General features: G+C 63.6%; 5 protein-coding genes. 3 read left to right on the top strand and 2 right to left on the bottom strand.

Translation table 11 applies throughout. The features are described 5' to 3' along the window. The first annotated feature begins 82 nt into the window (after positions 1–82). Genes dsbD through dsbG form a run of 3 tightly spaced genes read left to right on the top strand, consistent with a single transcriptional unit; the run spans position 83 to position 3416 of the window. Entirely contained in the window at positions 83–1819 is a 1737-nt protein-coding gene (gene dsbD / locus QLG10_RS16740; RefSeq protein ID WP_188265584.1) for a protein-disulfide reductase DsbD, read from the top strand. Further along, entirely contained in the window at positions 1819–2673 is an 855-nt protein-coding gene (locus tag QLG10_RS16735) for a TlpA disulfide reductase family protein (protein WP_110749460.1), read from the top strand. Before dsbD ends, QLG10_RS16735 begins: the two co-directional genes overlap by 1 nt. Next, on the top strand, positions 2649–3416 hold the full coding sequence (gene dsbG / locus QLG10_RS16730; protein WP_282487708.1) for a thiol:disulfide interchange protein DsbG: 768 nt from the start codon (positions 2649–2651) through the stop codon (positions 3414–3416). Before QLG10_RS16735 ends, dsbG begins: the two co-directional genes overlap by 25 nt. 229 nt (positions 3417–3645) lie before the next feature. On the opposite strand, the gene QLG10_RS16725 is transcribed toward dsbG, so the two are convergent. Then, complete coding sequence (locus tag QLG10_RS16725) at positions 3646–4458, bottom strand: alpha/beta fold hydrolase (protein ID WP_110749464.1); 813 nt, start codon at positions 4456–4458, stop codon at positions 3646–3648. Between the two features lie 136 nt (positions 4459–4594). Next, positions 4595–17593: a non-ribosomal peptide synthetase gene (locus QLG10_RS16720; RefSeq protein ID WP_282487707.1), complete on the bottom strand. Its 12999-nt coding sequence runs from the start codon at positions 17591–17593 to the stop codon at positions 4595–4597. Between the last annotated feature and the right edge of the window lie 138 nt (positions 17594–17731).

Genomic DNA, 17731 nt, shown 5'->3' with positions numbered 1-17731 from the left:
GCCACAAGGCGGCCAGGGTTAATCATCGGTTAATCGCCACCACCCATTGTGCAGCTCACTTGCTAAAGGATAAGGCTTTTCCATGCGTCAGCTGCTATTGCTCATCGCCCTGCTGTTTTCCGGCCTGACCCAGGCTGGCAGCAATCCGTTCGATACCAAACCCGACTTTCTCCCGGTCGGCAAAGCGTTCGTTTTCACCTCTGAACGCCTTGAGTCCGGCGAAACCCAGCTGTTCTGGCAGATTGCCGATGGCTATTACCTGTATCAGAAACGCTTGAAGTTCGACGGTTTGCCTGTCGACCAGCATCCCGCGCTGCCGGAGGGGGAATTCCACAGTGATGAATTCTTCGGCGAACAGCAGGTTTATCGCCAAGGCCTTGAGCTGAAGATCCCGGCGGGCGCGACTGGTCAGATCAAGGTCGGCTTCCAGGGCTGTGCCGATGCCGGCCTGTGTTATCCGCCACAAACCCAGGTCGTGGATCTGGGCGGGCAATCCCTGACGGGGACGGCAGACGAAGCACCGGACCAGGCCTTGGCCAGCAATCTGCAGCAACGAGCACTGGGCTGGAGCCTGTTGGTGTTCTTCGGTCTGGGCTTGCTGCTGGCGTTCACTCCGTGCTCGCTGCCGATGCTGCCCATTCTGGCGGGGTTGATCGTCGGCAGCGGCGCTACGCCGAGGCGCGGCGTGGCCCTGGCTGGCAGTTATGTGGTGAGCATGGCGCTGGTGTATGCGGCGATGGGCGTGTTGGCTGCATCCCTCGGCGCGAACCTGCAAGCCTGGTTGCAGAACCCTTGGCTGCTGGGCAGCTTCGCGGCGATTTTCGTGCTGCTGGCGTTACCGATGTTCGGCTTCTTCGAGCTGCAACTGCCGGTTGCCGTGCGGGATCGCCTGGAAAACGTCTCGCGCAATCAGCGCGGTGGCAGCCTGGTCGGCGCCGGAGCGCTAGGCGCGTTGTCCGGCCTGCTGGTCGGCCCGTGCATGACCGCGCCGCTGGCCGGCGCGCTGCTCTACATTGCACAGAGCGGCAACGCACTGCACGGCGGGTTGATCCTGTTTGCCATGGGCATCGGCATCGGTGTGCCGTTGTTGCTGCTGGTGACGGTGGGCAATCGCTTCCTGCCCAAGCCTGGCGCCTGGATGAACCTGCTCAAGGGCATCTTCGGCTTTCTGTTCCTCGCCACGGCGTTGCTGATGCTGCGCCCGGTGCTGGATGAATCCTTGTGGGTCGGCCTGTGTGGTGCCTTGCTATTGGTCGCGGCTTATAGCGCGTGGAAGCAGTCTGACGGCTTTGGTCGCATCGCTCATCTGTTCGGCGCCACTTCGCTCCTGCTGGGTTTGTGGGGGAGCCTGGCCCTGATCGGCGCGGCGGGGGGCAGTGATGATCTGTTCAAGCCGTTGCAGGTCTTCCGCGCTTCCGGCTCGGCCGTCGCCGCCGTGCCGAACGGCCACGACGCCTTTACCACGATCAAGGACCCTGCGGTCCTGCAACGGGAACTCGATGCAGCGCAAGCACAGGGCCAGTGGGTACTGCTGGACTACTATGCCGACTGGTGCGTGTCGTGCAAGGTCATGGAAAAACAGGTGTTCGGCAAGGCAAAAGTGCTGGAAGCCCTCAGCGATGTGCGCTTGCTCCGACTGGATGTCACCGCCGACAATGCCGCCAGCCGCGAACTGCTCGGCCGTTACAAAGTGCCGGGGCCACCCAGCTTGCTGTGGATCGGCACCGACGGCATCGAACGACGCAGCCAGCGCATCACCGGCGAGGTCGATGCCGACACTTTCCTGCAACGCTGGACCACCACCCGAGACGCCCGTTAATGCTGACTTTTACCCTCGGCACCTTTGCCATCGCGCTTAACCACCTGCTGCTGATCAGTGCCTTGGTGTTGGCGACGTTCGTCGGCTGGCGGGTGGCCAAGCGCGGTGGCGAGAACCCCGAGTCAGTGCTGTTCGGCCTGTTCCTGATCGGCATGCTCGCGGCGCGAATCGGTTTTGTCGCCGTTTACTGGACGCACTATCGCAGCGACCCCTGGCAGGTCATCGACCTTCGCGACGGTGGTTTCCTCGCCTGGCCTGGGGTCATCGCACTGGTGCTCGCCTCGCTCTACCGTGGCTGGCGTCGCCCGGGATTGCGTCGTCCTTTGGGATTCGGCGTGGCCAGTGGCCTGGCGTTCTGGTTGCTGGCGACCTTTTCGCTGAGCATTTTTGAACAGGGCACGCGCCTGCCGGACATCACCCTGCGCAATTCCGCCGGTGAAACCGTGCAATTGGCGGACTATAAGGGCGGCCCGCTGGTCATCAATCTCTGGGCTACCTGGTGCCCGCCCTGCCGCCGGGAAATGCCGGTGCTGGAGCACGCACAGCAACAGCGCCCCGACCTGACCTTCCTGTTCGTAAACCAGGCCGAAAGCATGCAAAGCGTCAGCACGTTCCTGGAAACCCAAGGCCTGAGCCTGTCCAATGTGCTGTTCGACGGCGGCGGTCGCCTGGGCCAGGCCGTCGGCTCCATGGCATTGCCAACTACGCTGTTCTATAGCCCCGAAGGCCGCCTGTTGGGCAGTCATCTGGGCGAACTGTCACAAGCCAGCCTGGCTCGCGCGCTGGAAAACTTCGATTCCGTACCTGCCACTTCTTCAAGGAAATTGCCATGTCCCGCCTCCGCCACCTGCTGACCCTGAGCCTGGGTGCCGCCCTGCTGCACCTGCCATCGGTGCAGGCCGAAGAGCTGCCCGAGGCGATCAAGAAGATCGAAGCCAAGGGCGCGAAAATCGTCGGTCAGTTCGACGCCCCGGATGGCTTGCGCGGTTACGCGGCGCAATACCAGAACCGCGGCATGGCGCTGTACCTGACGCCCGATGGCAAGCACGTTTTGCTGGGCAACCTGTATGACGCCGAAGGCAATGACCTGAGCAGCGCGCCATTGCAGAAACTGGTGTACGCGCCAATGGCCAAGGAAGTCTGGGGCAAGATGGAAGCGAGCAACTGGATTGCCGACGGCAAGAAGGATGCACCACGGATCGTCTACATGTTCAGCGACCCGAACTGCCCTTACTGCAGCATGTTCTGGGAACAGGCGCGGCCATGGGTCAAGGCTGGCAAGGTGCAGCTGCGACACATCATGGTCGGGATCATTCGTGAGGACAGCCCGGGCAAATCCGCCGCTCTACTCGCGGCCAAAGACCCGCAAAAAGCCTTGTACGACCATGAAGCCGCTGGCAAGGGCAGCTCGCTCAAGGCCTTGAAGGAGGTGCCGCCGGCGATCCAGGAGAAGCTCGCCGCCAACATGCAATTGATGGAAGAGCTGGAACTGCAGGCCACTCCGGCAATTTTCTATATGGATGACAAGGGTGAGTTGCAGCAACAGCAAGGCGCGCCTTCGCCGGACAAACTGGCGAAGATTCTTGGGCCGAAGTAAGCAGCCCCAGCCCTTGATCGTTCCCACGCTCCTCAGGGGAGGTGCACCAACAGCAAGGGCGTCTTCGCCGGACAAGCTGGCGAAGATTCCTGGGCCGAAGTAAGCAGCCCTGCCCTTGATCGTTCCCACGCTCTGCGTGGGAATGCAGCCCGGGACGCTCCGCGTCCCATCCAAGGCCGAACGCATAGCGCCCAAAGAGGCATTCTCACGCAGAGCGTGGGAACGATCCTTACTTGATCCCCGCCAGGAATTGCAGGAGCGCGTCAGTGACGAACTGCGAATTCTCCAGATTGGAAATATGCCCCGCCTGCGGCACCAGCACGTACGGGCAACCGATCAACCCGGCCATTTCCCGGGTTTCACTCGGCGGGCGTGGCTTGTCCTGATCGCCACACATCAGCAACGTGGTTGCCGCATTCAACTCGCCCAGGCGCGGCAACAAGTCATCCCGGCCAAAGGTGATCCGCCCCATCGGTACGATGCTTTCACGCAACCGCTCAGCCGGCAGCGCGGCGAGCTTGGCGCGAAATTCCTGATACAGCGCCGACTGAGGATCGATGCCCGGTCGGAAAAAAATCGGCACCACGATATCCAGCAACTGCTCTGAAATGACGCCGGTTTCTTCAATCATCTTGAACAGTGAAAAATAGTACTGCCGGGTCGGTTCCGGCTCGACACCGACATAGGTGTCCATCAACACCAGCCCATTGAGCCGTTGCGGTGCCGACAACGCCAGTCGCACACCCCACATGCCGCCCACCGAGAGGCCGACCAGGGTCACGCGGTCGATGTCCAGATGATCGAGCAGCGCCAGGGCCTGGCGTGCAATGTCATCCAGCGACGTGGTACCGGCAGGCAACGGCCCGGATTCACCGTGGCCCCAAAGGTCCAGGGCGATCACCCGATACTGTTGCGACAACGCGGCGATTTGCGGTGCCCACATGGCCTGGTCCCACAGGTAACTGCCGGCCAGCAGGACGGCCGGGCCGGTGCCTTGATCGAGGTAGTGGAGGGATTGGCCGTCGATGGTTACGAAGGGCATCACAGTGGCTCCGTTTGAAAATGGAGTAGGAAGATTGAGCGGCTGACGGTTTGCAGTCAATCACACGCTTGTATGTCGCTGTACCGGCCTCATCGCTGGCAAGCCAGCGATTGAGACCTTCACAGACGCCAGAGAATCAAAGCCCCTCCAGCTCCGCCATCAGATCATTCAGCCGATCCACCTTCTCCTCGCTGATGTCTTTGGCCGCCAGGCCGTCGATGTACCCGGCCAGTTCCTCCACCGTGCTGCACTCGAACATCGCCCGCAGCGGGACATCGCGCTGCAGGGTTTTCTGCACCCGCGAGGCGATCTGCGTGGCCAGCAACGAATGCCCGCCCAGTTCGAAGAAGTTGTCGCGGACGCCGACTTTCCCGACCTTCAGCACCTCGGCCCAGATCTCCGCCAACGTCTGCTCCAGGTCGTTGCGTGGCGCCTGGTAGTCCTGGCTTTGCAACAACTGGCCAATCTCCAGTGCCGGCAGGGCCTTGCGATCCAGTTTGCCGTTGGCGTTGAGCGGCAGCTTGTCGAGCCACAGCCAGTGCAGGGGCACCATGTATTCCGGCAGTTCGGCGCGCAGGCGTTGCTTGATCCGCTCCAGGCATCGAGCAGGATCGAACGTTGAATCCGCCGCCACCAGGTAGCCCACCAGGTGCTTGCCATTGAGCCCTTCCTGCACACCGACCGCCGCGTCGCGCACTTGCGGTTGTTCATGCAGGCGCGCTTCGATTTCACCCAGTTCGATGCGGTAGCCGCGAATCTTCACCTGCTGGTCGATGCGCCCGACGTACTCCAGCACACCGTCACTGCGACGGCGGGCCAGGTCGCCGGTGCGATACAGGCGCTCGCCCGGTGCACCGAACGGGTTGGGCACAAACACCTGGGCCGTGCGCAACGGATCGCTGACGTAGCCGCGCCCGACCCCGGTGCCCGCCACGCACAACTCGCCCACAGCACCCAGCGGCACCAGCTCCAGCGCGCCGTCGAGCAGGTACAAGCGGTTGTTGTCGGTCGGCGTACCGATCGGCAGATAGCTGCCGCGGGTGGAGGCCATGTCGACGCGAAAGAACGCCACGTCATCCGAGCATTCCGCCGGGCCATAGGCATTCACCAACCCGATCTCCGGGTAACGCAGCAGCCATCGATGCGCCAGTTCCGGCGGCATCGCCTCCCCTGTCGGCAGCATCCAGCGCAAGCCATCGAGACGCATGCGTTCCTGGGCGAGCATGCCCTGGATCAGCGACGGCACGCTCTCCAGCACCGTGATGCCTTGCACCGAAACATGCGCCAGCAAGCCCTGCGGGTCGTGGGCGATGCTGTTCGGCACGATGTCCACCCGCGCGCCGAACAACGGCGCGGCGAGGAACTGCCACACGGAAATATCGAAGCTTTGCGAAGCGGTCTGGGCAATCACGTCAGCCTCGCCGAGGCTCAGGTACGGCACCTTGCTCAACTGGTTGTTGAGCATGCCGCGCTGCTCGACCATCACGCCCTTGGGCAAACCGGTGGAGCCGGAGGTGTAGATCACGTAGGCCAGATTATCCGGCCCGCTGTAGATGCCCGGATTGGCCACCGATACATGGCTCGCCTGCACCTCTTCCCAGACCAGCAACCGAGGCCGACTGGCGCAACCGAACTCATCCAGCAACGCCAGTGCTTGCGCGTGACAGGCTCGAGTACACACTAGCAACGGCGTGCGACTCAGGTCGATGATGCGACTCAGACGCTGGCCCGGTAGCCCCGGATCCAGCGGCAGATAACCCGCTCCCGCCTTGAAGCTACCGATGATCATGCCGAGCAAATCGAGGCTGCGTTCGGCCAGGAGCGCCACCGGTTGATCCAGCCCGACGCCGGCGGCAATCAGTGCATGGCCGAGGCGGTTGCTGCGCTGGTTCAGTTCCAGATAGCTGTAGTGCTGATCCAGACAACTGGCGGCAATACGTAGCGGACGGGCAGCCACTTGCGCTTCAAACAAGGCAACGTAGCTCTGCTCCAAGGGGTATGCGTGTTCGCTCTGGTTGCAGCCGTTGATCAGGAATTCCTGTTCCTCAGTGCCCAGCAGCGGCAAGTCCGCCATGTCGCCATGGAAGCCTTCGACCAACGCCAGCAACAGGCGCTTGAATTCACCCAGCATGCGCTCGACCGTGGATTCATCGAAATAACGCTGGTCATAGGACAGGTGCAAGCCCAGGTCATCACCCGGATAGCACACTGCCGTCAGCGGGAAATTGGTGTGGGTGCGGCCCGAATCCGACGTCGCATTCAGGCTTTGCGCACGGTCCAGAACGGAGACTTCCACCGGGGCGTTTTCGAACACGAACAGGCTGTCGAACAGTGGCTGGCCCTTGGGCAGTTCACTGTTTTCCTGGATGCTCACCAGCGGCAGGTACTCGTACTCACGCAGTTGCATGTTGCTGTCGAGTAAAGCGCTCAGCCATTGGCGCACACTGCAACGCTGATGGTCGTCAGGGATTTTCACCCGCAGTGCGATGCTGTTGATGAACAGGCCGACGGTGCGCTGCATCTCTGGCATCTCGACCGGACGCCCAGCCACCGTGACCCCGAACAGCACGTCGCGTTCACCACTCAGCCTGCGCAATACCAGGGCCCATGCCGCCTGGGCAAAGGTGTTGATGGTGAGCTGATGCGCCTGGGCCAGTTCACGCAGCCGTGCACCGTCACGGGCATCAAGGCGAGTGTAACGGTCGCCGACGATCATGCCGCCGCTGTCGCCGGCATGTTCGCGCAGGAACGGCCGGTCGCTCGGGATCGGCGTGGTCCGCTCGAACCCTTGCAGGTTGGTTTTCCACCATTGCCGCGCTTGGGCCAGGCTCCGGTGTTGCAGCCAGGCGATGTAGTCGCGGTAACGTGGCGCTACGGCCAACTGCGCTTCCCGGCCTTCGCCGAGGGCGGTGTAGATCTCGAAGAAGTCGTTCATCAGTAGGGAGCGGCACCAGGCATCGATCAGGATGTGGTGGTTGCTCATCATGAACCAATAACGCGCCGCACCCACCCGGATCAGGCGCAGGTGGAACGGTGCCTGGTTGAGCAGATCGAACCCGGCCTCGCGTTCGGACTTGAGCAAGGCTTGCAGCTTCGGCTCCTGCTCGGCGCCATAGATCTCGCTCCAGTCCAGGTACTCGATCGGCGTGTTGCCCGGCTTGTGGATGACCTGCAGCATGTCTTCGCCGACGTTCCAGCAGAACGAGGCGCGCAAGGCTTCGTGGCGGGCGATCACCGCTTGCCAGGCCTGGGCGAAACGCTGCGCATCGAGCTCGCTGTCGATGCGGTAGCGATCCTGCATGTAGTACAGGCCCGTGCCCGGTTCCAACAGGGTGTGCAGCAGCATGCCTTCCTGCATGGGCGTCAGCGGGTAGACGTCTTCGATCAGCGTTGCGGCAATCGGCAGTGCATCCAGTTGCGCCTGGTTCAGTTTCGCCAGCGGGAAGTCCGACGGCGTCAGGCCGCCCGCGTCATCGCGCAGACAGTGCTCGATCAGGCTGCTCAACTCGCCCAGGTAAGCATCGGCCAATTCGCTGATGGTCTTGGGCGCATAGCGTTCGGCGCTGAAGGTCCAGCGCAGCACCAGCTCGTTGCCGTAGACCTGACTGTCGACGCTCAATTCATTCGGCAGCGGCGCCTGCGCATCAAAGGCCGCGCCAACCGCTTCATCCAGCGGATGGAACAGCGCATCGGCCGCAAAGCTCTGGTCGAACTGACCCAGGTAGTTGAAGGTAATCGGCGCCGCCGGCAGCTCGGCCATGCGCTGGCGGGTAGGCTCATCGGCCAGATAACGCAGCACGCCATAGCCCAGCCCTTTGTGCGGTACGGCGCGCAATTGCTCCTTGATCGCCTTGATCGAGGCGCCCTGCCCGGCCGCCTCCTCGATGTTCGCGGGTGTCAGGCGCAGCGGGTAAGCGCTGGTGAGCCAGCCGACGGTGCGGGTCAGGTCGATGTCGTCGAACAGCGCCTCGCGGCCATGGCCTTCGAGTTGAATCAGCGCCGACGCGTGTCCGCTCCAACGGCATAGCACACGGGCCAACGCGGTCAGCAGCAGGTCGTTGACCTGGGTGCGATAAGCACTCGGCGCCTGTTGCAGCAATTGCCGGGTGCGCTCGCTGTCGAGGCGCACGCTGACGGTTTGCGCATGGCGATGCAGCCGACCACCCTGCGGTCGATCACAGGGCAACTCGGCGCTCGGCCCGGCCAATTGCGCCTGCCACCAGCCCAGTTGCTCACGCAGGGATTCGCTGCCGGCATAGGCCTGCAAGCGGGCGGCCCAGTCCTTGAAGGCACTGGTCTTGGCCGGCAGCTGCAGCGGCTGTTGTGCCTCGAGTTGGCGATACAGGTTCTGCAGATCTTCCAGCAGCACGCGCCATGAAACGCCGTCGGTTACCAGGTGGTGAATCGCGATGAACAAGCGCTGCTGACCGTCGGGACCGTCGACCAGCAACACCCGCAGCAACGGCCCCGCTTCGAGATCGAGGCTGCGCTGGGCGTCGCCGAACAGGGCGGCGCATTGGTCCATGGACGCCACGCGTACTTGCCATAGCACCGGCGCATCGGACACCGCCTGGTGCCGGGCTTGCCACTGACCGCCCACCTGGCGAAAGCGCAAGCGCAACGCATCGTGCTGTTCAATCACGGCCAGCAAAGCTTGCTCCAGGCGCTGGGGCTCCAGGGTCACGTTCGGTTGCAGCAGCAACGCCTGGTTCCAGTGCTGGCGCTGGGCAATAGCGGTGTCGAAGAACCAGCGCTGGATCGGCGTCAGGCGCGACTCGCCGCTGAGCAAGCCTTGCTCGGCGGTGACCTGGCCGGTGCGGGTCGCCACGGCGGCAAGGGTCTGTACGGTCTGGTGCTGGAACAGGTCGCGGGGGCTGAAGTGAATGCCCTGTTGCCGCGCGCGGCTGACCACTTGGATCGACAGGATCGAGTCGCCACCGAGTTCGAAGAAGTTGTCGTTTAGCCCGACCTGTTCGACATTCAGCACTTCACACCAGATCTGCGCCAACGTCAGCTCCAGTTCGTTGCCGGGTGCCACATACTGCTGGCGGTTCAGCTCCGGGTCCGGCGCCGGCAGAGCGCGACGGTCGAGTTTGCCGTTGGCGGTCAGCGGCATGCTCGCCATCAGGATGAGGTGCGTGGGCACCATGTAATCCGGCAGCTGGGACTTGAGATGCGCCTTGAGTGATTCACGCAGAGTCGCTTGTTGCGACTCGTCCTGTTCGGCGACGTCGGCGACCAGATAGCCGACCAATTGCTTGCCGCTCGGTGCATCGAGCGCCAACACCACCGCTTCGCGTACCGATTCATGCTCCAGCAAACGGCTTTCGATCTCGCCCAGCTCGATGCGGAAACCGCGGATCTTCACTTGATGGTCGATACGCCCGAGGTATTCCACCAGGCCATCGACGCGCTGGCGCACCAGGTCGCCGGTACGGTAGATACGCCCGCCGTCGCCGGCAAACGGATCGGCGACAAAGCGCTCCGCCGTCATGCCCGCTCGCTGGTGATAACCCTGGGCCAGGCCGGCACCACCGACGTACAACTCGCCGGTCGCACCCTGCGGCACCAACGCCAGGTCGGCATCGAGAATGTATGCCACGCGGTCGCCGATCACGCTGCCGATCGGCACGCTGCCAGCGCCTTCTTCCAACACTTCGGGCGCCAGGCTGGCCAGTGGCATGACCACGGTTTCCGTCGGGCCGTAGGCATTGAAGAACAGGCTCGGTTTGAACGCCGCACGAATCCGCGCCAGGTGTTCGCCGGTCAGCGCTTCGCCGCCGGTGATGATCATGCGCACCGGCAGAGTCGTATTTTGCGTCGCCAGCCATTGCGCCAACTGGCTGCCGTAGCTCGGGGTGAAACCGAGGATGTTGATGTGGTGGCGACCGATCAGCCCGCAGATCTCTTGCGCGTCCCATTGGCCCTGGGCGCGCAGCACCACCTGGGCACCGCTCAGCAGCGGCACTAACAGGCGCTCGGTGGCGGCGTCGAAGTTGATCGAATAGAAGTGCAACTCGCAGTCGTCCGGGCGCATGCCGAAACGCTCGATCACCGCGCGGCAATGCATGGCGATTTCGCCGTGGGACACCACCACGCCTTTGGGTTTACCGGTGGAACCCGAGGTGTAGATCAAGTAAGCCTGATGTTGCGGCAGGCTGATGTCAGGCAGTTCGCAGACGGGATAATTGGCAAGCGCCGCAGAGTCTTCCTCCAGGCACCAGCGGCCGACGCCCGCGGGCAAATCGCTAAGGGCCTGGAACATCGCCGCGTCACTGAGCAGCAAACCGACGCCGCTGTCTTCGATCATGTAGAGCAAGCGATCCAGCGGGTATTCCGGGTCCAGCGGCACGTAGGCGCCACCGGCCTTGAGGATCGCCAGCAGGCCGATGACCATCTCCAGCGAACGCTCCAGCGCCAGGCCCACCCGCACCTGCGGGCCGACGCCGCGCTCGCGCAGCATCCAGGCCAGGCGATTGGCGCGGCTGTCGAGTTCGGCGTAGGTCAGGGTGTGCCCGGCGAAGGTCAGGGCCGGCGCATCGGGACGCGCCCGGGCCTGTTCGCTGAACAACTGATGGATGCACTGGTCGAGTCGATGCTCGCCCGGCTCGACGCCCAGGCTGTCGAGCAACTGTTGTTGTTCATCGGCGTCGAGCAATGGCAACTCGCTGAGGCGCTGCTGCGGATCGGCAATCAGCGCCTCCAGCAGGTTGCGCCAATGCGCGGCCATGCGCGCAATGCGCGGCTCGTCGAACAGATCGGTGCTGTAGGTCAGACAGCAACCGAGGCGATGGTCGAGGTCGGTGACTTCCAGATTGAGGTCGAACTTGGTCGCGCGGGCATCGTTGGCCAGGTATTGCACGGTCATGCCGGCCAGGGTGCGGCTCTGCTGGAACTCCCAGCGCTGCACGTTGCACATCACCTGGAACAGCGGGTTGTAGGCGGCGCTGCGCGGTGGCTGCAAGGCTTCGACCAGATGATCGAATGGCAGGTCCTGATGGGACTGGCCCTCGATCACGGTGTGGCGAACCTGCTCGAACAACTCGCCCACGGACATCTGCCCATCGAGCTGGCAACGCAGCACCTGGGTGTTGAGGAACGCGCCGATCAGCCCTTCGCTTTCCGGGCGAATCCGGTTGGCCACCGGTGCGCCGATGCGCAGGTCGGTCTGGCCGCTATAGCGATACAGCAGCGTGGCCAGGGCGGCGGTCATGGTCATGAACAAAGTCAGGCCGTTTTGCGCATTAAAGGTGCGCACCCGTGCCGCTTGGTCATCGCTCAGTTCGAAACGGTACAACTCGCCCTGGTGGCTTTGCACCGGTGGGCGTGGACGGTCGGCCGGTAATTCCAGCAGCGGATGCTCACGGCCCAGTTGCGCGGTCCAGTAGTCGAGCTGGCGCTGGCGTTCACCGGACTGAAGCCATTGCCGCTGCCAGACGCTGTAATCCAGGTACTGCACCGGCAACGGCGCCAGCGGTGATTCGCGTTCCTCGACGAAGGCTTCGTAGAGCGCACTGAGCTCCCGGGCAAAGATGTCCATCGCCCAGCCTTCGGTGACGATGTGGTGCAGGGTCAGCACCAGGTAATGCTCCTGCTCGGCGGTCTTGACCAGGCAGGCGCGCAGCAGCGGGCCAGTTTCCAGATCGAAGGGTTTGTGCGCCTCATCGTCGGCCAGTTGCTGGACTTGCCACTCACGGCCATCGGCATCCAGCGCGGTGAAGTCCTTGCAGTCTATGCGCACTGAGGTTGAAGCATGCACCTGCTGGCGCGCGACGCCATCGACGCTGGGGAAGGTGGTGCGCAGGGTTTCGTGACGCATGATCAGCGCCTGCAACGCGGCCTCGAAACGCTCGACATCGAGCACCCCGCGCAGGCGCGCCATGCCACCGACGTTGTAGGCCGGGCTGTCCGGTTCCATTTGCCAGAGGAACCACATGCGCTGCTGGGAATAGGACAACGGCACCGCTTGGCTGCGGTCGACCTGGGCGATCGGCGGCTGTTCGTTGGTACGGCCGCTGGCCTGGATCAGGCGCACCTGTTCGGCAAAGGCGCCCAGCCCGCTGTGTTCGAACAGCGCGCGCAAAGGCAACTCGACGTCGCAGGCCTGGCGCGTGCGGGAAATGATTTGCGTGGCCAGCAGCGAATGGCCGCCGAGGGCGAAGAAGTCATCGCCCAGGCCGACTTGCCCCAGGCCCAGTACTGCACACCAGATGTCGGCGATTTGCCGTTGCAGTTCGGTCACCGGTTCGATGTGTTCGCGCACCTGCCACTGGGGTTCCGGCAAGGCAGGACGGTCGAGTTTGCCGCTCGGGCTGAGGGGCATCTGGTCCAGGCGCATCAGCTGTGCCGGGACCATGTATTCCGGCAGTTCCGCCGCCAGTGCGTTTTTCAGGCGAGTGGTTTGGGACTCTTCGGATTCGGTGGAATCGGCAGTGTAGTAACCGATCAACTGACCGCCGGCCGACGTTTCGCGCACCAGCACCACCGCTTGGGCGACACCTTCTTGCGCCAACAACCGCGCTTCGATTTCTTCTGGCTCGACACGAAAGCCGCGCAGCTTGACCTGCTGATCGAGACGTCCGAGGTATTCGATCACACCATCGGTGGTCCAGCGCGCACGGTCACCGGTGCGATACAGGCGCGCGCCCTGCTCGCCCAGAGGATCAACGACAAAACGCTCGGCTGTCAGACCCGGGCGGCCCAGATAACCGCGGGCCAGGCCGATGCCGCTGATGCACAATTCACCCGGCACGCCGGCCGGCAGGGGATTCAGATCAGGGTCGAGTACCCGGCAGATCACGTTGCCCAGCGGCCGGCCAATCGGCGAACGCTCGCCATCGGCGCTGGAGCAATGCCAATGGGTCACGTTGATCGCGGTTTCGGTCGGGCCGTAGCGGTTGTGCAATTGCACGGCCGGCAGTTGCTTCAGTACGCGATTACGCAGTTCGGCGGGCAGCGCTTCGCCACCGGAGAACAGCCGACGCAGGCTGGTGCATTCGGCGCTGAGCGGTTCGTCGATGAACAACGCCAGCAGCGGCGGCACGAAGTGCAGCGTGGTCACGCCGTAGGCTTGAACCAACTGCGCGATGCGCTGCGGATCGCGGTGTTCACCCGGCCCGGCCAGCAGCAGCCGGGCACCCGTGATCAACGGCCAGAAGCACTCCCACACCGACACGTCGAAACTGATAGGCGCTTTCTGCATCAGCACATCGGTTTCATTCAGGCGATAGGTGTCCTGCATCCATTGCAAACGTTCGGCGAGGGCCGCGTGGGTGTTGCCGACGCCTTTCGGTTGCCCGGTCGAGCCGGAGGTGTAGATCACATACGCCAGGTTGTCGCTGTGCAGGTGCAGGCCCGGCGTGTGGCTTGGCCAGTTTTCCAGATGCAGGGCGTCCATCGCGATCACGCTGACGCCGTCGGTCGCTGGCAAGCGCTCGAGCAATTGAGTTTGCGTCAGCAGCAACTCGACGCCGCTGTCGCTGAGCATGTAGGCCAGGCGTTCGGCGGGGTAATCCGGATCGAGTGGCACGTAGGCGCCACCGGCCTTGATGATCGCCAGCAGGCCGATCAGCAGTTGCGGCGAACGCTCGGCGGCAATGGCCACGCACACATCCGGACCGACGCCTTTGTCGCGCAGGTAGTGGGCCAGGCGATTGGCCTGGGTGTGCAGCTCGGCGAAATCGAGGCTGCCGCCGTCCCACAGCAGCGCGGTGCGCTCCGGGGTCAGTCGTGCCTGTTCGTTGAGCAGCTCTGGCAGCCAGCGGCGGGCAGGCGGGCACGGTGCAACGGCCCACTGCGCTTGCTGATCGGACTCAGGCCCGGTCAGCAGCGGCAGGTCGCCGATGGCGGTTTCAGGTTGTTCACTGATGACGCGCAACAGGTGGCGGTAATGCTCGGCCAGGCGCTCGATGGTCGCGGCATCGAACAGCTCGCTGGCGTAATCGAAGGACAGGCTCAAGCGCCCGTTGCGATCTTCTTCACTGTGCAACTGCAGGTCGAACTTGGCCTCGCGACTGTGCCACGGCAGCTCTTCGGCGAGCAGCCCGGGCAGGCGTTTCAAGGCGCTGAGATCCCGTTGCTGGTGGTTGAACATGACCTGGAACAGGCCCTGTTCGCGCGCCTGCGGGAACGCCTCGAGCAGTTGCTCGAACGGCAGGTCCTGATGCGCTTGCGCGCCCAACGCAGCCTGTCGGGTTTGTGCCAGCAGCTCGACGAATGGCAGTCGCGAATCCACCTCGGCGCGCAGCACCTGGGTGTTGATGAAGAAGCCGATCAGGCCTTGGGTTTCCAGGCGCGGACGGTTGGCATTGGGCACGCCGATGCGGATGTCGCGCTGCCCGCTGTAGCGATGCAACAGGGTCTGGAACGCGGCGAGCAACAGCATGTACGGCGTGGCTTGATAAGCCTGGGCAGTCTGGCGAATGGCATGGCTCAAATCCGCCCCCAGGCGCACGGTAAGGCGGGCGGCGCTGTGCAGCTGTTGCGCCGAGCGCGGGTGGTCGGTGGCCAGGTTCAGGGTTGGATGCTCATCGCCCAACTGCGCCTTCCAATAAGCCAGTTGGCGCTCGCCCTCCCCTTGCGCCAGCCATTGGCGCTGCCAACTGCCGTAGTCGGCGTACTGGGTCGGCAGTGGCGCGAGCGTGGCTTGTTGTCCTTGGGCAGCCGCCGCGTACAGCCGGGAAAATTCGTCGATCAACACATTCATCGACCAGCCGTCAGCGATGATGTGTTGCAGCGTCACCAGCAGTTGGTGATCTTCGTCGTCGAGGCGCACCAGCGTTACCCAGAGCAACGGCCCCTTCTCCAGGTCGAACTGAGTGCGCGCTTCGTCCTCGCGGATTTGCCGAGCCTTGGCTTCACGCTCGGCCAGCGGCAGATCGCTGATATCGATGCGTTGAAGATTGAATTCAGCGGCTGCAACAACCTGCTGCAACGCCACCCCGTCACGCTCGAAGAAACGTGTGCGTAGGGATTCGTGGCGCTCGATCAACTGCTGGAAACTGCCGCGCAGGGCGTCTTCGTCCAGTTCGCCGCGCAGGCGCAAGGCACCGGGAATGGTGTAGGCGCTGCTCTTTGGGTCGAGTTGCCAGGTGATCCACAGGCGATTCTGCGCCAGGGATTGCGGCATCGGTTCACTGCGCGAGAGCTGGGTGATCGCGCCCTGGGCGAGGCCACCGTCCTGTTGTTGACGCGCGACCACGTCGGTAAAGGCGCCAAGGGTCGGCGCTTCGAACAGCAGGCGCAGGTTCAGCGCCAGGCCAAGTTGTTCGCGCAGACGCGCCACCACTTGCGTGGCCGCGATGGAGTTGCCGCCCAGCAGGAAGAAGTGATCGTCGGTAGCGACCTGCTGGACCTGCAATTGCTCGCACCAGATTTGGCCGATCAGCCTTTGCAACTCACAGGCGGACTGAACGTTGCCTGCGCTTTCTGTGACCGCCGAAGGGAACAACGCATAACTGTCGAGGCTGCCATCGGCCAGGCGATTGCGGCACGCCGAGCGTTGCTGTTTGCCGCTGGAGGTCTTGGGCAAGGCGCCCGGATTGAGCAGCACCACCACGCTCGGCGCTTCCTGATACGCCTCGGCCACGGCCTGGCGGATGGCCTTGATCAAGGCCTCGGGCGGGAGGATTTTTTGCACGCTGCGGCTGATTTCCGCGGCGATGCCGATGCCTTCCTGGCCGTCGATATTGACCGCAAAGGCGGCGACGCGTCCCTTGCGCACCACCTCCACTTCACGCTCGACCGTCTGCTCGATGTCCTGTGGATAAAGGTTGTGCCCGCGCACGATCAGCAGGTCTTTCAGGCGCCCGGTGATGAACAGCTCGCCGTCGCGCATAAAGCCCAGGTCGCCGGTGCGCAGCCATTTTTTATCGGCGTGCCGGACGAAGGTCTTGGCCGAGGCTTCGGGGTTGCGCCAGTAGCCGTGGGCGATGCTCGGCCCGGCGGCCCAGACTTCGCCGACCGCGTTGTCAGCCAGTTCGTTGAGCGACACAGGGTCGATGATCAACATCGCGTGATCCGGCTGGCTGATACCGCAGCTCATGATCGCGCTGCCCTCGCCGGCTTCTGCACGGTTTTGCGCCAGGGCCTGATCGTCCACTCGCAGGTTGCCGATGCCCTGGCCACGCGGAGTACCGGCAACGAACAGCGTGGCTTCCGCGAGACCGTAGGAAGCCATGAAACTGTCTTCGCTGAAACCGCAGGAGGCGAACTTCTCGGCGAAGCGTTCCAGGGTGTCGAGGCGAATCGGTTCCGACCCGGAATACGCCACGCGCCAGCCGCTCAGGTCGAGGCGTTCCAGGGCCGACTCACTGACCCGTTCGCTGCACAGACGATAGGCAAAGTCCGGCCCGCCACTAATAGTGCCGCCGTATTCACTGATTGCTTCGAGCCAGCGCAGAGGTCGGCCGAGGAAGTACGCCGGCGACATCAACACGCACGGCACGCCACTGAAAATCGGCTGCAACAGGCCGCCGATCAGGCCCATGTCGTGGTACAGCGGCAGCCAGCTGACGATCACGTCGTCGGGGTTCAGGTCGATGCCGAAACCGTGGCGGATCAGCAACTCATTGGCCACCAGGTTACCGTGGCTGACCTGTACGCCCTTGGGCAATGCGGTGGAACCGGAGGTGTATTGCAGGAAGGCGATGTCATCGTCTGCCAGGGCCGGCGCGACCCAGCGTTCGGCGTGGGCACTGTCGAGGGTATCGACACACAACAGCGGCGGCGCCCCTTCAATTTGTAGCAACGAATCGCGCAGGCCGGCACTGGTCAGCAACAGGCGCGGCTCGGCATCGCCGATGATCGACAGCAGCCGCTCCTGATGATGCCGGCGCGCCGACTCCGGCGGATAGGCCGGCACCGCGATCACCCCGGCATACAGGCAACCGAAGAATGCCGCGACGTAATCCGGCCCGCTGGGAAACAACAACACCGCGCGCTCGCCAAAGCCGGCCTCGGCCTGCAACGCGCCGGCAATCGTCCGCGCCCGCTGATCCAGCTCGCGATAACTGAGCACCACAGCCTGGTCCCGGGTTTCGGCGAGAAAACGCAAGGCCACCCGATCCGGCGTCAGGGCCGCGCGGCGCTGGAGGGCTTGGACCAGTGTGCTGGGGAGTTCGAACGCGTCGGTCATGAGGTTTCCTGCCTGAATTCGGCTTGCAAATGGAATCGGTGTCGTAACGTCACACCCCACCGGGGGGCATGCAGGACGCGGTCTTCGCCGACCGCGCAAGGCATTGGCAATGCTGTGGTGTCCGGGGCTGCAGCCCGG

This window comes from Pseudomonas sp. V98_8, assembly GCF_029967975.1.
Classification (GTDB): domain Bacteria; phylum Pseudomonadota; class Gammaproteobacteria; order Pseudomonadales; family Pseudomonadaceae; genus Aquipseudomonas; species Aquipseudomonas umsongensis.
Note: the sequence above shows the minus strand (reverse complement) of the source record. Positions and strands in the feature narration are given on the sequence as shown.